This window comes from Streptomyces sp. NPDC096311 (assembly GCF_044763085.1).
GTDB lineage: Bacteria > Actinomycetota > Actinomycetes > Streptomycetales > Streptomycetaceae > Streptomyces.
In genome coordinates this window covers 66,355-87,075 of record NZ_JBIWFN010000009.1, presented here as the reverse complement: position 1 = coordinate 87,075, position 20,721 = coordinate 66,355, and the positions used below count along the sequence as shown (strand labels likewise).

Genomic DNA, 20,721 nt, shown 5'->3' with positions numbered 1-20,721 from the left:
GTGGCTGGTCGCGCAGTTCCTCGCGCCCTTGGGCCGGGGCTGCGCCCCGGATTTCCCGCTCGGCCTCGTCTGGTCGGCTGCGGGTGGGGGGTTGCTCGCGCAGTTCCCCGCGCCCCGCATCCCCGCCTGCCCCGGGTTCAGGGGCGCGGGGAACTGCGCGGGCTCTGGGGGGCCGGGGGCGTAGCCCCCGGGGATGGGACGGGTAGGGGCGGCGGGGGCGAGGGAAACGTGGCGGGCACCTCGATCGTGCCAAAGCGGAGTGCCACGGCCCGGTACTGCTACGTCCCGGACAAACGACCTCCCGCCGCCCCGGCCCTACCGTGGACCACGAACGCCAAGGACTCCTCAACCTCGGAAGGGCCGGGACTCGACATGACTTCCACCCACGCCTTCTGGCTCGCCGGCCGCCAGGCCACCGGCGAGACCACCTTCGATGTCACCTCGCCGTGGGACGGCCGGGTCGTCGGACAGGTCAGCGTCCCGACCGAGGCACAGGTCGAGGAGGCCGTCGCCGCCGCGTACGCCGTGCGCGACGAGTTCGCCGCCACCCCCGCCCACGTCCGCGCCGCCGCCCTCGACCACGTCAGCAAGCGCCTCGTCGAGCGCACCGAGGAGATCGCGCAGCTCATCTCCGCCGAGAACGGCAAGCCGATCAAGTGGGCCCGGGGTGAGGTCGGCCGCGCGGTGTCCGTCTTCCGGTTCGCCGCCGAGGAGGCCCGCCGCTTCAACGGCGGCGAGGCCCAGCGCCTCGACACCGACCTCGGTGGCCAGGGCCGCCTGGCCCTCACACGCCGCTTCCCGAAGGGTGTCGTCCTCGGCATCGCGCCCTTCAACTTCCCCCTCAACCTGTGCGCCCACAAGATCGCCCCGGCCATCGCGGCCGGCGCGCCGATCATCCTGAAGCCGGCGCCCGCGACCCCGCTCTCCGGCCTGATCATCGGTGACCTGCTCGCCGAGACCGAGCTGCCGGCCGGCTCCTGGTCGATCCTTCCGGTCTCCAACGACCGGATGCCCGCCCTCGTCCAGGACGAGCGGCTCCCGGTCATCTCCTTCACGGGGTCCGAGAAGGTCGGCTACGCGATCATGGACTCGGTGCCGCGCAAGCACTGCACCCTGGAGCTCGGCGGCAACGGCGCGGCCGTCGTCCTCGCCGACTGGGCGAGCGACGAGGACCTGGACTGGGCCGCGACCCGCATCGCCACCTTCTCGAACTACCAGGGCGGCCAGTCCTGCATCTCCGTGCAGCGTGTGATCGCCGACGCGTCGGTCTACGACCGGCTGCTGCCGCGCATCGTCGCCGCCGTCGAGGCCCAGGTCAACGGCGACCCGTCCGACGACAAGACGGACGTCGGCCCGCTGGTCAGCGAGGACGCCGCCCAGCGCGTGGAGTCCTGGGTCGACGAGGCCGTCCGGTCCGGCGCCACCCTCCTCACCGGCGGCAAGCGCGACGGCGCCTCCTACGCGCCGACCGTGCTCGCCGACGTACCGGCCGAGGCGACGATCTCCTGCGAGGAGGTCTTCGGACCGGTCCTCAGCGTGCGCAAGGTGGACGGGGAGGCGGAGGCCTTCGCCGCCGTCAACGACTCCAAGTACGGCCTCCAGGCGGGCGTGTTCACGCACGACCTGCAGGTCGCCTTCCGCGCCCACCGCGCGCTGGAGGTCGGTGGCGTGGTCGTCGGCGACGTGCCGTCCTACCGTGCCGACCAGATGCCGTACGGCGGTGTGAAGCAGTCCGGTGTCGGCCGCGAGGGCGTCAAGTTCGCGATGGACGACTACACCTACGAGCGGGTCCTCGTCCTGACGGGCCTCGCGCTCTAAGGGGGCGGCGCGCTCCGCGCCACCCTCTGGTTAGCGACAATCATTTTCAGATAGGCTCCCGAAGGGGCCCGGCACCGATGCCTTCCGGTGCCGGGCCCCTGGTGGTCGGCCTGTCCGGACCCTCAACCGGAGAAGCCCACCCGCGCGAGCCGCAGTGGGCCGCGCAGCCTGAGATGCAGGTCGTGCACACCGTCGGCCGCGAACGCGGCGCCGGTGGTGGTGTAGTCGTACGGGCCCTTCGTCCCGCCGAAGGTGACCGTCGCGAGTGACGGGCCTCCGTCCAGCGACACCTCGACGACTCCTTCGCCGGATGCCTCGACATCGACCCCCGTGACACCGCTTCCGAAGTCGCAGCCGCGGTAGGTGAGTTCGCCCGTCGCGCCGGCCCTCGGCGTCACCGCGTCACCCGACACCTTCGTACGGTCGACGATCTCGGTGTCCCGCTGTTCGTCGAAGTCGACCGCGTTCAGGCCCGGTTCGCGCACCTGGCGGAGGGTGGCGGGCTCGCCGGTGAGGGTGATCGTGGTGCGCAGCCGGATGTCCTCGCTCGACGCCCCCGCGAGGAGTTCGTACGCGCCCGGCTCCAGACGGGGCCTGCCGACCACCACGTCCCAGAACTCCAGCGCGGAGAGGGGGAGGGCGAAGGTCAGGCGCTCCGAAGCGCCGGGAGAGAGGTGGCAGCGCCGGTGGGCCAGCAGTTCGCGACGGGGGCGCGGCACCGACGGGTCCACGGCGCGCGCGTACAGCTGGGCCACCTCGTCCGCCGGCGCCTCGCCCGTGTTGGTGACCGTGAAGGAGACCTTCAGCGCGGCCTGCGCCTCGGTGACCTCCAGATCCTCGTACGCGAACGTCGTGTACGCGAGGCCGTGGCCGAACGGGAACAGTGGGGTGCCCTCGAAGTACAGATACGTCTGGCGGCCGCCGATCACGTCGTAGTCGAGCAGGTCGGGCAGGTCCGCGTCGGAGGCGTACCAGGTCTGCGGGAGGCGGCCGGCGGGGGACACGTCGCCGGCCAGGACGCGGGCCAGGGCGGTGCCCGCCGCCTGGCCGCCGTGCGCGGTCCACAGGACGGCGGGGAGGTCGGTGGGGTCCACCGCGTAGGGGTACGCCGAGACCAGCGCGAGGACGGTGTCCGGGTTCGCGGCGCGGGCGGCGCGCAGCAGGCGCTCCTGATGGGCGGGGAGCCGGAGGGTGGTGCGGTCCTCCGTCTCGCGGCCGTTGAGGTGCGGGTCGTTGCCCGCCACGACCACGACGACGTCGGCCGCCTGTGCCGCGCGGGCCACGGCGTCCTCGCCGCGCTCGGTGAACTCCAGCTCGAAAATCTCCGGGGCGTCGTCGGCAACCCTGACGCCGTCGGCGGCGACACAGAGATGCCCACCCGTCCCGACGTGCCTCAGGAGGTGGCCGCTCCCATGGGATCCGGAGCGGGAACCCGCCGGTTCGAGCCGGAACGTCTCCTGGACGACCCAGCCGCCCGGCTGGTCGGCGGACGCGCGGAGGTAACCGTCCTCGGCGACCGAGAGGTAGCGGCCGTCGGGGGCCCGCAGCGTCAGCAGCCCCTCGCCCCAGTCGATCAGCGCGAGATCCGTGCCGGTGGCGTCGGTGGTGAGGGGCGGCAGGTCCGTGCGGCCCGCGAGCAGGGCCGGGTCCAGCGCACCCTCGGCGCCGCGCACCGCGTCGTCCGCGTCCCCGGCGAGGGGCACCGACAGATACGTACCGCGGGAGGTCCTCAGGCGTACGCGGTCCACACCCTCGGCGAAGTCGACGTGCTCGGCGCCGAAGCGCTCGTACAGGCCCTCCAGCGGTGTGGAGCGGTGGAGGAGAGTGCCGCTGTACCAGTCGAGCTTGCACTCGTCGGCGAGGAGGCCCACGACGGCGACGCGCACGCCCGGGCCGAGTGGCAGCAGGCCGTCGTTCTTGAGGAGGACGATCGCCTGCTCGGCCGCCTCCCGGGCGAGCGCGCGGTGGGCCGGAGTGTCGAAGTCCGAGGTGTCGCCATGGGGGGCCGTGTGCGGGTCGAACTCGCCGAGCCGGAAGCGGATCGCGAGCTGGCGGCGGACCGCCGCGTCGATGTCCGCCTCGCTCAACAGGCCCGTCTCCAAGGCCCCTCGGACCCGGTCCACGATCTTCGAACCGTCCGTGCCGTGGTCCGTGAAGCTGTCGACCCCGGCGAGGATCGCGGCGGCGGTCGCCTCCTCGTGGGTGTCGAAGTAGTGCTCGGAGTCGACCAGGTTGGAGGGGGCGCCCGCGTCGGAGCAGACCAGGAGGTCCTGGTCCGTCCAGGTGCGCAGGTGTTCCCGGAGGTACGGGGAGACGTGGTTGGGGCGGCCGTTGACCAGGTTGTACGCCGGCATCACACCCGCCACCGCGCCCGCCTCGACGGTCGCGCGGAACGCCCGCAGGTCGTACTCGTGCAGCACGCGCGGGCGGACCGAGGAGGAGGTGGTGTCCCGGTTCGTCTCGTTGTTGTGGGCGAGCCAGTGCTTGAGGACGGGGGCCGTGCGCCAGTAGTCGGGGTGGTCGCCCCGCAGGCCCCGGGTGTACGCCGTGGCGATCGCGGAGGTGAGCTTCGGGTCCTCCGAGTAGCCCTCCTCGCCCCGGCCCCACAGCGGGTGGCGCAGCAGATTGACCGTGGGGGACCAGACGTTGAGGCCCACCCGGTCGTCGCGGGCGCGCATCGCGCGGACCTCGGCCGAGACCGCCTCGCCGACGCGGCGTACGAGTGCGTCGTTCCAGGTCGCGCCGAGGCCGACGGCCTGGGGGAAGACCGTCGCCGGGCCCATCCAGGCCACACCGTGCAGCGCCTCCTGGCCGGTGCGGAACGCGGCCACCCCGAGCCGCTCCACGGCGGGCGCGAACTGGTGCAGGAACGCGATGCGCTCGTCGAGCGTGAGCCGCGCCAGCAGATCGTCGATGCGCTTCGCGAACGGCAGCTGCGGATCGCGAAAAGGCGGCGTAGGCGGCGTTTGTGCGGTCACGTGGTGATCCCTTTGCGGTGGAGCGACGGGGTGCTTTCGAAGCGCTTCGATGCTCGATCGCCCGAGGGGCGGGTGTCAAGACACCTCGACGCAACAACTCCGTTTCCTCATTGGCATTTCAGGCGCCCGGCGAGGCCGGTCCAGTCCTCCACACCTCCGAGGAATCTTGGAATCGGCTCTTGTGCACCCCCAGGTGTTCACTTAACCTCGCAGCAACATCGAAGCGCTTCGACTAGTGGAGCGGCCCCCTCGGGGCACGCGGACTTCCACGCAGTCCTCCGAGAACCGCTTCAGCTCAGCCAGTTCCACTCAAGACACCGCAGCCGACGGCTCCACCGCCGGGTGTCCTGCTGTGCGCCACGAAGGGTTGACGCAATGACGCCGAACACCGCCACCTCCGGCCCCTCCGCTCCCAGTCGGAGAAGCTTCCTCGCCTCCACGGCGGTCGCCGCCGCGGCGGTCGCGGGAGGGATGCCGCTGCTCGCCGCCTGCGGCGGCTCGGACAGCGGCTCGGGCGGGGGCACGTCGGCGGGCAAGAGCGCCAAGAAGCTGCTGCCGGCCTACGTCGCGACCAATGTGGTGACCCCTGACATCGCCGCCAAGAACGGCTCCGCGGTCGGCTTCACCAGCAAGCTCGACATCGCCGGCCTGAAGACCTCGGTCCCGAAGAAGCTCGGCAAGGGCGGCAAGGTCAGCATCATGTCCCCGTTCTGGGGATCCCCGCCGAAGTCGGACAACGCCTACTACAAGGCGATGAACGACCTGATCGGTGTCGACGTCGCGTGGCAGAACCAGGACGGCAACACCTACGACCAGAAGCTCGGCGCGGTCCTGGCCTCCAGCGACATCCCGGACGTCGTGGTCATCCCCGGCTGGAACATGGGCGGCAAGATACCCAGCGCCATCATCGGCAAGTTCGCGGACCTCGGCCCGTATCTCTCCGGGGACGCGATCAAGCAGTACCCGAACCTCGCGGCGATCCCGACGGACGCCTGGCAGCGCTCCCTCTTCGGCGGCAAGCTGCGCGGTCTGCCGCAGCCGTCCCCGTACGTCACCGGCATCGTGCCCCTGTACCGCAAGGACATCTTCGACAAGGAGGGGTACCAAGTCCCCACCTCGGCCGACGAGTTCATGGCGCTGTGCAAGGAGATCGCCAACGCCAAGGCCAAGCGGTGGGCCTGCCTCGACATGAAGTGGACCGCTTTCCAGTCCTTCGGTGTGCTCTCGGGCAGTGAGAAGCCGCTCGGCTGGAACCTCGTCGACGGCAAGCTGGTCTACCGCATCGAGACCCAGGAGTACCTCGAAGCGCTGGAGTGGACCCGCAAGCTCTTCGCCGCCGGATACGTCCACCCGGACGCCAAGCTGGGCAAGAGCGCGGCCACCGACCCGGGCCCCAAGTTCGCGGCCGGCGAGTTCCTCATCTACGCCCAGAACATCTCGCAGTGGTGGAGCCGCACCGCCGAACAGGCCACCCAGAACCCGGACTACAAGATCTGGGGCATGGACATCTTCGGCCACGACGGCGGCTCACCGACCCTCTGGGCCGAACAGCCGGCAGGCATCTTCGCCTTCGTCAGCAAGAAGGCCTCCGAGTCCGTCATCCGTGACGTGCTGGCCGTCGCCAACGTCACCGCCGCGCCGTACGGCACCAAGGAGTACATGCTCACCAACTACGGCGTCGAGGGCACCCACTACACCGTCAAGAACGGCGTTCCCACCAAGACCGACCAGGGCAACAACGAGGTCATCAACGCCTACGTCATGGTCGCGAGCCCCACCGCGACCATCGCCCACCCCGACTTCCCCGAGGTCGCCAAGGCGCAGGTCGAGTGGCAGCAGCGGATGGGCGCCTTCACCAAGAAGTCCTCCTTCTACGGCATGCAGATCACCGAACCCAGCCGCTACACCAACCTCTCCAACGACTTCGAGCAGCTGGAGGACGACATCGTCCGCGGCCGCAAGAAGATCAGCGACATGCAGCAGGCCGTCTCCGACTGGAGGAGCAAGGGCGGCGACAGCCTGCGCGACTGGTACAAGAAGCTGCTCGACGAGAGCGGCCCGGCGGCGAGCTGACCGGGCACCGAGGCAAGGAGAACGGCCGTGTCCCACAGCACGGTGCCTCGGAGCGGGACCGAGGCCGACACGACAGAGAAATCCCCGGTGGCGTCCGGCGGCGCCACCGGCTCCCGGGAGAAACGTCCCTCCGGGAAGGTGAGCCTGCGGCTCAGGTTCAGACGCGACCGCGTCCTGCTCCTGATGACGCTGCCGGCGGTCCTGCTGGTCCTGCTCTTCAACTATGTGCCGATCCTCGGCAACATCGTCGCCTTCCAGGACTACGACCCGTACATCAGCGACAACGGCATCGTCTCCATGCTGCACAGCCCCTGGGTGGGCATCGGGAACTTTCAACGGGTCTTCGAGGACTCGGCGTTCTGGGATGCCGTGCAGAACACCCTCGTGCTGTTCTTCCTCCAGCTCGTCCTGTACTTCCCGATCCCGATCGTGCTCGCGCTGCTCATCAACAGCGTGGTCAGGCCCAGGGTCCGGGCGCTCGCACAGGCGATCCTCTACCTGCCGCACTTCTTCTCCTGGGTGCTGGTCATCGCCGTCTTCCAGCAGCTCTTCGGCGGCGCCGGAATCCTCTCGCAGCTGCTGCGGCAGCACGGGTACGACGGTCTCGACATCATGACCGACCCCAACACCTTCAAGTTCCTGATCACCGCGCAGAGCGTGTGGAAGGACGCCGGCTGGGGGATCATCGTCTTCCTCGCCGCGCTGTCCTCGGTCAGCCCGGACCTGTACGAGGCCGCCGCGATGGACGGCGCGGGTCGCTGGCGCCGCATGTGGCACATCACGCTGCCCGCGCTGCGCCCGGTGATCGCCCTGCTGTTGGTGCTCCGCGTCGGTGACGCCCTCACCGTCGGCTTCGAACAGATCCTGCTCCAGCGGGACGCCGTCGGACCAGGAGCGGCGGAGGTCCTGGACACCTTCGTCTGGTGGAACGGCGTCCGCAACCAGGACTTCGGCTACGCGGCGGCCGCCGGACTGATCAAGGGCGTGGTCAGCCTCGGCCTGGTCCTCGCCGCGAACAAGGTGGCCCATCTCATGGGCGAGCAGGGGGTGTACAAGAAGTGACCGCCGTCATCGACAAACCCGTGCGCGGCCCCGGCCGCCTGGCGGCGCCGCCCCGGCCGACGTGGGAGGAGGAGCCCAGCAAGGCCGGCCTCGCGGGCAAGGGGCTCGTGCTGACCCTCGCCTGCCTGGGGATCTTCTTCCCGCTGTGGATCGTCATCGTCACCAGCCTCTCCTCGCGGAAGACCATCGACGAGGCCGGCGGCCTGGTGATGGTGCCCAAGGGCATCACCTTCGTCGCCTACAAGGAACTCCTCAGCGGCGGCCAGGTCACCCGCGCCTCGGTCATCAGCATCCTGATCACCCTCGTCGGGACGCTGTTCTCCATGGCGGTGTCCGTCCTGTGCGCCTACGGCCTCTCGCGCATCGGCTCGCTCGGCCATCGCTGGATCCTGCTGGCGCTGCTGGCGACCATGTTCTTCAGCGCCGGTCTCATCCCGACCTATCTGCTGGTGCAGTCGCTGGGCCTGACCGACAGCTATCTCGCGCTGATCCTCCCGAGCGCGATCAGCGTCTTCAACATCCTGGTGCTGCGCGGCTTCTTCATGGGCATCTCGCAGGAACTCATCGACAGCGCCCGCATCGACGGCGCCGGTGACGTCCGCATTCTGTGGCAGATCGTCATGCCGCTCTCCCGCGCGGTCCTCGCGGTGATCACCCTGTTCTACGCCGTCGGGTACTGGAGCGCCTGGTTCAACGCCTCGCTCTACCTCAACGACCAGGACATGATGCCGCTGCAGAACGTCATGATCCAGCTCGTGCAGAAGCAGGAGGCCCCGGTGGGCCTCGGCCAGGCCATCAAGACCGGCCAACTGTCCGGCCTGGCGGTGCAGATGGCCGTCATGGTGATGGCGTTGCTGCCGGTGGCCGTGTTGTCGCCGTTCGTGCAGCGGCATTTCAAGAAGGGCATGCTGACGGGCGCGGTGAAGGGCTGACCGGCGCCTGTTGAAGTTCCCCGCGCCCCTCAGACAACTCCCCTGACCGTCTCTCCGTAGAACGAGGTATGTCATGCACGCGTCCCGATTGAGCCGCCGGGCCGTTCTCGCCGGGACTGCGGCCACCGCCGCGCTCACCACCGTGGCGCCTCTCCAGGGCCGCGCGCACGCCGCCGAGGTCACCGCCGCCCCCTCCTACCGCTGGCGCAACGCCGTCATCGGCGGTACCGGATTCATCACCGGTGTGCTGTTCCACCCGGCCGTACGAGGGCTCGCCTACGCCCGGACCGACATCGGCGGTGCCTACCGCTGGGACGAGCGAGCCGCCCGCTGGACCCCGCTCACCGACCACCTCGGCTGGGACGACTGGAACCTGCTCGGTGTCGAGTCGCTCGCCGTCGACCCCGCGCACCCGGGCCGGCTCTACCTCGCCCTCGGCGCCTACGCCCAGGCGTGGGCCGGCAACGGCGCGATCCTGCGCTCCGAGGACCGCGGCGCCACCTGGACCCGCACCGACCTGAACGTGAAGCTCGGCGCCAACGAGGACGGACGAGGGGCCGGAGAGCGGCTCCTCGTCGACCCGCGCGACGGCGCCACCCTGTGGCTGGGGACCAGGCACGACGGGCTGCTCAAGTCCACCGACCGGGGGGCCACCTGGGCAGGCGTGAGCGCCTTCCCGGCGCAGGCGAACTCCGCCGGGCAGGGCATCACGTTCCTCGTCGCGGCCGGGCGCGCCGTCTACGCAGGCTGGGGCGACGGCGACGGCACCACGGGCATGGCGAACCTGTACCGCACCTCCGACGGCACGACCTGGGAGGCCGTCCCCGGGCAGCCGTCCAACGCCGCCGCCAAGGTCCCGCTCCGCGCCGCCTACGACAGGCTCGCCCGCGAGCTGTACGTGACCTACGGCGACGCGCCCGGCCCGGGCGGCCAGTCCGACGGCAGCGTGCACAAGCTGCGCACCGTCACGGGGGCTTGGACCGAGGTCACCCCGGTGAAGCCGGGCGGCACGACCGGCGAGGGTTCGGCGGACACCTTCGCCTACGGGGGCGTGGCGACCGACGCCCGCCGCGCCGGCACCGTCGTCGTCTCCACCAACAACCGGTGGGCCGACGGCGACACCGTGTTCCGGTCCACCGACGGTGGCCGTACCTGGGCGTCCCTCAAGGACGTGGCGGTCTTCGACGTGTCCGAGACTCCTTTCCTCGACTGGGGTGAGGACCAGCCGAAGTTCGGCTGGTGGATCCAGGCGCTCGCCCTCGACCCGTACGACTCGAAGCACCTCGTGTACGGGACCGGCGCGACCCTCTACGGCACCCGCGACCTCAGACGCTGGGCGCCACGGATCCGTGGTCTGGAGGAGACGGCCGTGCGCCGGCTGATCTCGCCCCCGGCCGGGGAGGCGCATCTGATCAGCGGACTCGGGGACATCGGCGTGATGTACCACGAGCGGCTCACGGCGTCTCCGTCGCGCGGCATGGCGACGAACCCCGTGTTCGGGTCGGCGACGGGACTCGCGCAGGCCGCGGCCAAGCCGTCGTACGTCGTCCGGGCGGGCTGGGGCGACCACGGCAACGGCGCGTACTCCCACGACGGCGGGCGGACCTGGGCGCCCTTCACGACTCAGCCCGACATCGCCAAGAACGCACCGGGGCCGATCGCCACCAGCGCCGACGGCGCTACGCTGCTGTGGTCCTTCGTGCACTGGGACGGCACGAAGTACGTGGCTCACCGCTCGGCGGACAACGGCGCGACCTGGTCCGAGGTCTCCTCCTTCCCGAAGGGCGCCACGCCGGTCGCCGACCCGGCCGACCCGACGCTCTTCTACGCGTACGACACCGGCACGGGAACGCTGTACGCCAGCACCGACAGTGGCCGTTCCTTCACCGCCCGTGCCGGTGGACTGCCCTCCGGGGACGACCAGTTCCAGCTGGCCGCCGCCCCCGGGCGCAGCGGTGACCTGTGGCTGAGCGTGAAGTGGAACGGGCTCTACCGGTCCACCGACGGTGGAGTCGCCTTCGCCAAGGTCGCCAGCTGCTGGGCCTCGTACACCCTCGGCTTCGGCAAGGCGGCCGACGGCGCCGACTACCCGGCCGTCTATCAGGTCGGCTCCACGGAGACGATCACCGCCGTCTATCGCTCCGACGACGCGGCCGGGACCTGGGTGCGGATCAACGACGACGCCCACCAGTGGGGCTGGACCGGCGAGGTCATCACCGGAGACCCGCGCGTGTACGGCCGCGTGTACCTCGGTACGAACGGGCGTGGCATCCAGTACGGGGAGCCGGTCTGATGCCGGCACACAGGAATCCGACGCCGACCCGCCAGGGACCGGGTCTCGGCGACGCCACCCGCGGCCGCATCCTCTTCGGCGGCGACTACAACCCCGAGCAGTGGCCGGAGGAGCTCTGGCAGGAGGACGTACGGCTCATGAAGGAGGCCGGCGTCAACTCCGTCACCGTCGGCGTCTTCTCCTGGGCCAAGCTCGAACCGACGCCCGGCGCCCGGGAGTTCGGCTGGCTCGACCGGCTCATGGACCTGCTGCACGAGAACGGCGTCGGGGTCGTCCTCGCCACCCCCACCTCCTCGCCCCCGCCCTGGATGGGCAGGCTCCATCCGGAGACCCTGCCCCGCGACGCGGACGGCCGTGTCGAGTGGTGGGGCGGCCGCCAGCACTTCGCCCACTCCAGCGCCGTCTACCGGCGCCACGCCGCCGCCATCACCGAGGACCTCGCCGCCCGCTACGGCGGACATCCCGCCCTCATGATGTGGCACATCAACAACGAGTACTGCACCTACGACTGGGGCGACGAGGCGGCCGCCGCCTTCCGGCGCTGGCTCCAGGGCAGGTACGGCATGCTCGACGCCCTCAACACCGCCTGGGGCACCGCCTTCTGGAGCCAGGGCTACGACGACTGGGAAGGGGTTCTCCCACCGCGCCACGCCCACTACATGAACAACCCCACCCAGGTCCTCGACTTCAAGCGCTTCACCTCCGACGCCCTCCTGGAGTGCTATCTCGCCGAACGCGACATTGTCGCCCGGCACACCCCGCACATCCCCGTGACCACCAACTTCATGCCGTTCTGGCAGGGCCAGGACGCCTGGGTCTGGGCCGAGCGGGAAGACGTGGTCTCCGTCGACATCTATCCGGACCCGCGCGACCCGCTCGGCGCCCAGTACGGCGCGCTCATCCACGACATGACCCGCTCACAGGCCCGCGGCGGGCCCTGGATGGTCATGGAGCAGGCGGCGGGGCCCGTGAACTGGCGTGGCGTGAACCACCCGAAGCCCCACGGGCTCAACCGGCTCTGGTCCCTCCAGGCCGTCGCGCGCGGCGCGGACGCCGTCTGCTACTTCCAGTGGCGGCAGTCCCGGCAGGGCGCCGAGAAGTTCCACTCCGGGATGGTCAGCCATGCGGGGGAGGGTGGCCGCACCTTCCAGGAGGTCAAGCGGATCGGGGCCGAACTCGCCCTGCTGAGCGACAAGGTGACGGGCACGCGGGTCGTCGGCGCCGACGTCGCCGTACTGCTGGACTGGAACGCCTGGTGGGCGAGTCAGCAGGACGGGCGGCTGTCCTGCGAGTTCGACCACCAGGGCGTCGTACGCGCCTGGCACCGCGCCCTGTGGGAGGCGGACATCACCGCCTCCTTCGCCCACCCCGAGCACGAGCTGTCCGCGTACAAGCTGGTCGTCGTCCCGCAGCTGTACCTGCTGACGGACAGGGCGATCGACAACCTCGTCGGGTACGTACGCGGCGGCGGCACCCTCGTCTCCGGCTTCCTGACCGGCGTGGCCGACCAGGACGACCGGGTGCGGCCCGGCGGCATGGACGAGCGGCTGCGCGCACTCTTCGGCATCCGCACCCTGCACGAGTGGTGGCCGCTGGACGCCGACGAGAAGGTCGAGGCCGAGGGCTTCCGCGGCACGTTGTGGTCCGAGGAGATCGAGGCCGCGGACGACACCTACGCGGTCGTCCGGTACAAGGGCGGTGAGCTGGACGGTCTTCCGGCCGTACTGCGCAAGGGCCGCGCCTGGTACCTGTCCACCCTCCCCGAGCCCGAGGCGCTGTGGCCGCTGCTCACCGGGATCGCCGAGGACGCGGGCGTGCGGCCGCCCCTCGACCACCTCCCGGCGGACGTGGAGGCGGTGCGCCGGGGCGAACTGCTGTTCCTGCTCCACCACGGGCGGGACACGGTGACCGTGCCGGTGCCGGGACGCCACCGCGACCTGCTGACCGGCGAGGACGTCGTCGATGCCGTGGAGCTGGGGCGGTACGGGGTCGTCGTACTGGAGGCAGCGCCATGAGCGAGCCCGCGGGCGACCCCACGGACGAGCCCGCCGACGGCCCCACGGACGCTCCCGTCCACGACTCCCCCCACGCCCCCGTCCACGGCACCTGGGAGCCCGCCCCCGCCGCCCGCTGGGAGGACGCCTTCCTGAGCGGGAACGGCCGACACGGCGTCATGGTGTTCGGTGATCCGAACGACGACCGGGTCATCGTCAACCATCACTCCCTGGTCCGCCCGAACGGCAGTGAGCACGCCCGGCCGCCCGAGTTGGCCCAGCGGCTGAAGAGCGTCCAGGACCGGTTGCTGGACGGTGACGTCGACGCCGGGGAGGACTTCACCGACGGGCGAGCGCTGCTGTGGGTGCAGCCCTTCCACCCGGCCTTCCAGGTACGGCTGCGCCGGGCGCCACGGGAGCCGCACGCGTACCGGCGCGAGGTCGACTTCACCACCGGTGTCGTCCGCGCCGAGTGCGGGGGCCGACGCGGCGAGGTCTTCGTGTCCCGCGCGGACGACGTCATCGTCCAGTACGTGACGGAGGCCGACCTCACCGTCGACGTGAGGCTCGATCACCGACTGCCGGGCGTACCCGCCGACTTGGCGGTGGGCCACGGTTGCGTGCGCACGCCCGAAGGCGCTCTCCTCACCCTGCGAGCCCGCTATCCGGGCAGCGAGCGTGCGTACACCGGCGTGACGCTCGCCGTGGTCACCGGGGGCCGGACGCTCACCGCGCCGCCCGGGATCCGGGTCGAGGGCGCGCGTGCGGTGTTGCTGCTCACGCGGGTACGGCGGCACGAGGGGGAGTGGGACACGCTCGCCGAGGCCCGTGAGCTGCGCGCCCTGCTGCCCGACGGCGACGAGGACGCGTACGACCGTCTCCTCGCCCGGCACATCGCCCTGCACCGCCCCGCCTACCTGCGGGCGGGCCTGGAGCTGGGCGCCGAACCGGCCGAACGGGCGCTCCCGGGATCGGAGTTGGTCCGCCGTCCGAAGAGCCCCGCCCTGCTCGAACGGCTCTTCGCGGCCGGTCGTTACCACCTGCTGTCCGCCGCCGGACTGCTGCCGCCACGGCTGACCGGGCTGTGGACCGGCGACTGGGACACCGCCTGGTCGGGGGCCTTCACCACCGACGCCAACGTCAATCTCCAGACGGCGTCGGCGGCCGCGGCAGCGCTCCCGGAGGTGTCCGAGGCTCATGCCGCCCTGGTCCACGGCCAGTTGCCGGACTGGCGCGACAACGCCCGGGCGATCTTCGGCGCCCGGGGTGTCGTCGCCCCCGCGCACACCGACGGCGAGTCCGGGCACATCTACCACCTCAGCCGCGAGTACCCGCTGCACGTGTGGACCGCGGGCGCCGACTGGCTGCTGAAACCCCTCGTGGACCACGACGAGACACGCGGCGCGCGAGACCCGCGCCTGGCCGCCGCGCTCGCCGAAGTGGCGCGGTTCTACGAGGACTTCCTCACCCGGACCGACGAGAACGGCCATGTCGTGATCGTGCCGTCGTACTCGCCGGAGAACCGGCCCGCCACCGCGCGCTGGATCACCCTCAACGCCGCCATGGATCTCTCCGCGGCGCGCCACGCCCTGCGCACGGCCGCCGACCACCACCCAGGAGCCGACGCCGAGCGCTGGCGCGCGCTCGCCGAGCGGCTGCCGCCGCACCGCGTCAACGCCGACGGGGCACTCGCCGAGTGGGCCTGGCCCGGCCTCGACGACACCTACGACCACCGGCACCTCAGCCACCTCTACGGCGTCTGGCCGCTCGACGAGATCAACCCGTACGACACCCCCGAGCTCGCCGCGGCGGCCCACCGCGCCCTCGTACTGCGCGGCGCGGAGAACGACTCCGCGCACGGCCACCTCCACCACGCCCTGGTGGCGGCCCGGCTGCGGGACGCGGCGCGGGTGGCGGGGGCCCTCGACAACGTCCTGGCCGGGGACTTCTTCCACGTCTCCCTGATGAGCGGCCACTACCCGAACCGGCACGTCTACAACGCGGACGCCGCCCACACGCTCCCCGCCGTGCTCATCGAGATGCTGGTCCACTCCACGCCCGGCCGGCTGGTCCTCTTCCCCGCGCTCCCCACGGCGTACCCGAGCGGCCGGCTCCACGGCATCCGCACCCGGTTCGGCGCCGAGGTCGACCTGACCTGGAGCCCGGAGGAGCGCACGGCCGTCATCCGCCCCGCCCGCAGCACGCGGATCGATCTCAGGACTTCCGCCGGCGCGCGACCGCTCTCCCTGAGCGCCGGAGAAGACTGCGTCCTCACCCTGGGGCCGCAGTAGCACCCGCAGTTCCCCCCCACCCATGGAAGGGACACCATGGCAACACGGACACTCGGCAGGGCAGCCAAGGCCCTGCTGGCCCCAGCGCTCGCGCTCGGTGCCACCGTCGGCCTCGCCTCCGCCCCCGCCCAGGCGGCCGTCTGGAACTCCTGCGAGCAGTACGGGAACACCAGCCTCAACGGGTACACGCTCTACAACAACATCTGGGGCTCCGGCGCGGGCAGCCAGTGCATCTGGGCCAACTCCGGCACCAACTGGGGAGTGTGGGCCAACCACCCCAACACCGGCGGCATCAAGTCGTACCCGAACGCCAAGAAGGTGATCAACAAGTCGATCACCTCGCTCGGCTCGCTCACCAGCGGCTACAACGTCACGGTCCCGTCGTCCGGCGCGTACAACACGTCGTACGACATCTGGGACACCGGCTACAAGTACGAGGTCATGCTCTGGGTGAACAAGACCGGAGCCGTCGGTCCGCTGGGCACCTCGCAGGGCACCCTCACCCTCGGCGGCCACACCTGGACCGTCTACAAGGGCAACAACGGATCCAACGACGTCTTCTCCTTCGTGCGCACCTCGAACTCCAGCTCCGGCACCGTCGACGTCCTGCCGATCCTCAAGTGGATCAAGGACACCAAGGGCTGGTTCGGCAACGTGACCATCGGCGACCTCCAGTTCGGCTTCGAGATCACGTCCTCGTCCGGTGGCCTGGACTTCGTGACCAACAGCCTGTCGGTCAGCAGTAGTTGACCGATGTCCCAAGGGCATCACCGGCCCGGTTCCCGCGTCGCGCGGGGGCCGGGCCGTCGCAGGGCGGGTGGGGGAGGCGGGTCCGGCCTCCCCCACCCGCGCGTGGCTACTCCGCCACCGGCAGCCGCGCCCCGTCCCGCAGGAACAGCGGGATGCGGTCCAGCGGGGCGTCGACGGTGACGGCCGTGCCGCCCTCGTACGTCTCACCGGTCCACGCGTCGGTCCACCAGGCGCCCGCCGGAAGGTACGCCGTACGCACCGTCGCGCCCGCCGTGAGCACCGGCGCGACCAGGAGGTCGGAGCCGAAGAGATAGGAGTCGTCGACCGACCAGGCCGTATGGTCCTCGGGGAACTCGAGGAACAGCGGGCGCATCACCGGCAGCCCCTCCTCGTGGGCCTCCCGCATGACGTCCAGCACATAGGGCTTCAGCCGCTCGCGCAGCCGCAGGTACTTCTCCAGGATCGCGCCGGCCTCCTCGCCGTACGACCACACCTCGTTCGGACCGCCGGTCATGTCGGGGCCCAGCGGCATACCGGGGTCGCGGAAGCCGTGCAGGCGCATCAGCGGGGAGAGCGCGCCGAACTGGAACCAGCGGACCATCACCTCGCGGTACGCCGGGTCGTCGGGGTCGCCGCCGTGGAAGCCGCCGATGTCGGTGTTCCACCAGGGGATCCCGGAGAGCGCGGTGTTGAGGCCCGCGGCGATCTGGCGGCGCAGGGTCGCGAAGTCGGTGCCGATGTCGCCGGACCACAGGGCGGCGCCGTAGCGCTGACTGCCCGCCCACGCCGAGCGGTTGAGGGTGACGATCTCGCCCTCGCCCGCCGCCAGCATGCCTTCGTAGAAAGTGCGGGCGTTCTCGCGGGGGTAGAGGTTTCCGACCTCCAGACCCGGACCCGCGTGGTAGCGCAGGTTCTCCTGGAAGCCCGGCTTCAGCTCCGGCTCGCAGGCGTCCAGCCAGAAGGCGGAAATGCCGTACGGGTCCAGGTAGTTGTCCTTCACGCGCGACCACAGGAAGTCACGGGCCTCGGGGTTCGTCGCGTCGTAGAACGCCACCTGGACGGTGGAGGCGACCCCCTTGTCGGGCCAGTCGGCGTGGGCCATCGGGCCGTACTGGGTGCCGATGAAGTAGCCGCGCTGCTCCATGAGCGGGTGGTTCTCGGACAGCGGGGAGACCGACGGCCACACGGACACGACCAGCTTGACGCCGAGTTCGGCGAGCTCTCGCTGCATCGCCGCCGGGTCCGGCCACTGAGCCGGGTCGAACTTCCAGTCGCCCAGGTGGGTCCAGTGGAAGAAGTCGCAGACGATGGCGGACAGGGACAGGCCCCGGCGCTTGTACTCCCGTGCCACGGCGAGGAGTTCGTCCTGCGTGCGGTAGCGCAGCTTGCACTGCCAGAAGCCGGCCGCCCACTCGGGCAGCATCGGCGTACGGCCGGTGGCGGCGCTGTAGCGGCGCTGGGCGTCGGCCGGGGTGCCCGCGGTGATCCAGTAGTCGAGCTGGCGGGCCGAGTCGGCGACCCAGCGAGTGCCGTTGCCCGCGAGCTCGACCCGGCCGATCGCGGGGGAGTTCCACAGGAAGGTGTAGCCGCGGCTGGAGGTGAGCACCGGGACGGTGACCTCGGCGTTGCGCTGGATCAGGTCCAGGACCGCGCCCTTCTGGTCGAACAGCCCGTGCTGATGCTGGCCGAGGCCGTACAGCTTCTCGCCCTCGTAGGCGGCGAAGCGCTGCTCCAGGCGGTGGTGGCCGTTGCCCGTCGGGGTGTACAGGCGCGGGCCGGGCCACCAGAAGTGGGCGCGCTCCTCGGCGAGGAGTTCCGTGCCGTCGGCCGTGCGCAGGAAGCGGACCTGGCCCTCGGCGCCGACCTCGACGGTCAGTGCGCCGACCGTCAGCCGGCCCTCGCCGTCCTGGATCTTGACGGTGCTCTCGGTCACCTGCGGCTCGTCGAGGAGCGCGCCGGGGAGGCCTTCGAGGACCGGGCCGCCCAGGCGCGCGCGGACCCGGACGGCGTCCGGGCCCCAGGGCTCGATACGGACGGTCTCCTGACGGCCGCTCCACTCCAGTGCGCCGTCCCGCTCACGGAACGTGCCGACGGTCGGGGAGGACTGCGCGAGGCTGACTGCGCCTGACTGGGTCTGGTTTTCGGCAGGCTGATTCACGGGGGCGCTCCTGAAGGAATGCAGACATGAGGAATGCAGACATGCAGACATGGGGGTGCCCGGCGAGGAGGGCACAACGCTGGGGCTGGGGCGGTGCGGTGTGATGCGGTGCGGTGCGGTGCGGTGCAGGGTGGGACGGGGAGTGGGGTGGCCGGTCGCCGGTCAGGCGGCGGTCGGCGCCGGGCCCGTGCTCGCCCGTACCGTCAACTCGGGTGCGATGAGCACGACTTCGTCCTTGCCGTGCCCTTCCAGCTTGGCGATCAGATGCTCCACGGCGAGTCGGCCCATCTCCTGCGCCGGGATGGCGACCGAGGTCAGCCGCACCGAGGCCTGTGTCGCGACCTGGTCCGGGCAGATCGCGATCACCGACACGTCCTCTGGGACGGCCCGGCCCTGCTGGCGCAACAGCGCGAGCAGCGGCTCGACCGCGGACTCGTTCTGCACGACGAAGCCCGTGGTGCCGGGGCGCTCGTCGAGGATGCGGGCGAGGGTCAGGGCCATCGCGTCGTACCCGCCCTCGCAGGGGCGGTGCAGCACGCGCAGGCCCAACTCCCGCGAACGGGACCGGAGTCCGTCGAGGGTGCGCTCGGCGAAGCCGGTGTGCCGCTCGTAGACCGCGGGGGCCTCGCCGATGACAGCGATGTCACGGTGGCCCAGCAGCGCGAGGTGCTCGGCGCACAGCGCGCCCGTCGCGCCGAAGTCGAGATCGACGCAGGTCAGGCCGGAGGTGTCGGCGGGCAGGCCGATCAGTACGGAGGGCTGGTCCGTCTGGCGCAGCAGCGGGAGCCGTTCGTCGTCGAGCTCCACGTCCATCAGGATCATCGCGTCGGCGAGCCCGCTGCCGGTGACGCGGCGCACGGCGTCGGGACCCTCCTCGCCGGTGAGCAGAAGCACGTCGTAGCCGTGCGTGCGGGCGTGGGTCGCCACCGCGATGGCGATCTCCATCATCACGGGTACGTACATGTCGGTACGGAGCGGAACCATCAGCGCGATGATGTTGGACCGGCTGCTCGCCAGGGCCCGGGCGCCCGCGTTCGGGTGGTATCCGAGCTCCTGGATGCTCCGCTCGACCCGCTGCCGGGTGCCCGCGGAGATGGACCGCTTGCCGCTGAGGACATAGCTCACCGTGCTCGCCGAGACTCCGGCGTGCTGGGCGACCTCGGCGAGGGTGACCATCCAGCTCTCCAAGCATTGTGTGAAGCGCTTCGACAGTGCGCAGTGCGGATAAGGGCGTGTGAGGGTGGCTCGACAGTAGCTCGACGGGTGGTGGGTGTCCATAGGTTGTCGAAGCGCTTCGACAGGTTTCTTGCGGTGCGGGCCGGGAGCCGTTGTCGTGCCGCGCGACGGCATGTTCGCGGTGCCGTGCGCGGGCGTGTTTCCAGTGTCGTGCGCCGGTACGTGTCCCGCGCCGGACTTCGCCGTGCGGCGGCAACCTTTTGCGGGCCGGTGGTCACTGAGAAGGCGTACGCAGACCGTTTTCCGGAAGGACCCCCGATGCAACACCGCCGACCGCGCCTGTCCAAGAAGGCGAAGACGATACTCGCGGGAACGGTGGCGCTCGCGGCCGCCGCGGGCGTCACCGTCGCCCAGGCGGGCGAGACCGGCAAGAAGTGCGGCGCCTTCGACACCGTCACGATGGGCAAGTACTACGTCAACAACAACCTCTGGGGGCAGGACGACGGCACAGGCACCCAGTGCGTCTGGGACACCTCGCGCTCCGGCGACACCATCGGCTGGGGCACGAACTACTCCTGGACCAGCAAGGCCGGCAAGGAGAACAGCGTCAAGTCGTACGCCAGTACCGTGCTCGGCTGGCACTGGGGCTGGAAGACCGACAAGGCGGCCACCGAACTGCCCGTCCGGGTCGGCGACCGCAAGCCGGTCAGAACCAGCTGGGAGTTCTCGGTCAGTTCCGGCCCCGGCACCATGAACGTCTCGTACGACCTGTGGCTGCACGCCAAGAGCAACGCGGACTGGCAGGACCAGCCCACCGACGAAATCATGGTCTGGCTCAACCGGCAGGGCGGTGCGGGCCCCCTCGGCACCAAGTACGGCAGTGTGAGCCTCGACGGCGCCATGTGGGACATCTACCAGGGCGACATCGGCTGGAAGGTGTACTCCTTCGTCCGCCGCACCAACACCACCAAGGCCTCCCTCGACCTCGACGACTTCACCCAGGCCCTGGTCCGCCGCAAGCTGCTCGGCAACGACAAGTACCTCTCCGGCATCGAGTCGGGCAGCGAGGTCTTCCGCGGTTCGGGACGGCTCGACACCAAGGCGTACTCGGTCGACATCGGCTGACATCGGCTTGCGCACAGGGGGCACACGTGCAGGAGGCGCACGTTCAGGCGAACGCGCGCCAGGACTGGTGG

Annotated in this window: 13 protein-coding genes; 10 read left to right on the top strand and 3 right to left on the bottom strand. The window is 70.8% G+C overall.

The window, feature by feature from the left end; translation table 11 throughout:
* Both ACIRA5_RS23315 and ACIRA5_RS23310 read left to right on the top strand, forming a co-directional pair.
* On the top strand, positions 1 to 184 hold a 184-nt coding region (locus ACIRA5_RS23315; RefSeq protein WP_403693445.1), incomplete at its 5' end, for a hypothetical protein.
* Positions 185 to 372: 188 nt separating this feature from the next.
* Positions 373 to 1,818: an aldehyde dehydrogenase family protein gene (locus tag ACIRA5_RS23310; RefSeq protein WP_403693443.1), complete on the top strand. Its 1,446-nt coding sequence runs from the start codon at positions 373 to 375 to the stop codon at positions 1,816 to 1,818.
* A 122-nt stretch (positions 1,819 to 1,940) separates the two neighbouring features.
* On the opposite strand, the gene ACIRA5_RS23305 is transcribed toward ACIRA5_RS23310, so the two are convergent.
* Positions 1,941 to 4,796 (bottom strand): glycoside hydrolase family 3 C-terminal domain-containing protein, encoded by a 2,856-nt coding sequence (locus ACIRA5_RS23305; protein WP_403693441.1) that lies wholly within the window; start codon positions 4,794 to 4,796, stop codon positions 1,941 to 1,943.
* Between the two features lie 375 nt (positions 4,797 to 5,171).
* Between ACIRA5_RS23305 and ACIRA5_RS23300 the strand changes: the two genes are divergently transcribed.
* From ACIRA5_RS23300 to ACIRA5_RS23270, 7 genes are all read left to right on the top strand, one after another.
* A complete protein-coding gene (locus tag ACIRA5_RS23300) occupies positions 5,172 to 6,869 on the top strand; it encodes an extracellular solute-binding protein (protein ID WP_403693439.1) in 1,698 nt (565 codons plus the stop codon).
* A gap of 27 nt (positions 6,870 to 6,896) precedes the next feature.
* Positions 6,897 to 7,931, top strand: coding sequence for an ABC transporter permease (locus ACIRA5_RS23295; protein ID WP_403693437.1), 1,035 nt, complete (start codon positions 6,897 to 6,899; stop codon positions 7,929 to 7,931).
* Entirely contained in the window at positions 7,928 to 8,863 is a 936-nt protein-coding gene (locus ACIRA5_RS23290; RefSeq protein ID WP_403693436.1) for a carbohydrate ABC transporter permease, read from the top strand. Before ACIRA5_RS23295 ends, ACIRA5_RS23290 begins: the two co-directional genes overlap by 4 nt.
* Before the next feature lie 73 nt (positions 8,864 to 8,936).
* On the top strand, positions 8,937 to 11,156 hold the full coding sequence (locus ACIRA5_RS23285; RefSeq protein ID WP_403693435.1) for a 1,4-beta-glucanase: 2,220 nt from the start codon (positions 8,937 to 8,939) through the stop codon (positions 11,154 to 11,156).
* Positions 11,156 to 13,171, top strand: coding sequence for a beta-galactosidase (locus tag ACIRA5_RS23280; protein WP_403693434.1), 2,016 nt, complete (start codon positions 11,156 to 11,158; stop codon positions 13,169 to 13,171). Before ACIRA5_RS23285 ends, ACIRA5_RS23280 begins: the two co-directional genes overlap by 1 nt.
* Entirely contained in the window at positions 13,168 to 15,441 is a 2,274-nt protein-coding gene (locus ACIRA5_RS23275; protein WP_403693432.1) for a glycosyl hydrolase family 95 catalytic domain-containing protein, read from the top strand. The genes ACIRA5_RS23280 and ACIRA5_RS23275 overlap by 4 nt, the downstream gene beginning before the upstream one ends.
* Positions 15,442 to 15,477: 36 nt before the next feature.
* Entirely contained in the window at positions 15,478 to 16,191 is a 714-nt protein-coding gene (locus ACIRA5_RS23270; protein ID WP_099920399.1) for a GH12 family glycosyl hydrolase domain-containing protein, read from the top strand.
* Between the two features lie 106 nt (positions 16,192 to 16,297).
* On the opposite strand, the gene ACIRA5_RS23265 is transcribed toward ACIRA5_RS23270, so the two are convergent.
* Positions 16,298 to 18,349, bottom strand: coding sequence for a TIM-barrel domain-containing protein (locus ACIRA5_RS23265; RefSeq protein WP_403693430.1), 2,052 nt, complete (start codon positions 18,347 to 18,349; stop codon positions 16,298 to 16,300).
* A gap of 162 nt (positions 18,350 to 18,511) precedes the next feature.
* Positions 18,512 to 19,525 carry a LacI family DNA-binding transcriptional regulator gene (locus tag ACIRA5_RS23260; RefSeq protein WP_060901179.1) on the bottom strand — a complete coding sequence of 338 codons (1,014 nt, stop codon included), beginning with the start codon at positions 19,523 to 19,525 and terminating at the stop codon, positions 18,512 to 18,514.
* Between the two features lie 318 nt (positions 19,526 to 19,843).
* On the opposite strand from ACIRA5_RS23260, the gene ACIRA5_RS23255 reads away from it, so the two are divergent.
* Positions 19,844 to 20,650, top strand: coding sequence for an endo-1,4-beta-glucanase (locus ACIRA5_RS23255; RefSeq protein ID WP_403693428.1), 807 nt, complete (start codon positions 19,844 to 19,846; stop codon positions 20,648 to 20,650).
* Positions 20,651 to 20,721: the final 71 nt, after the last annotated feature.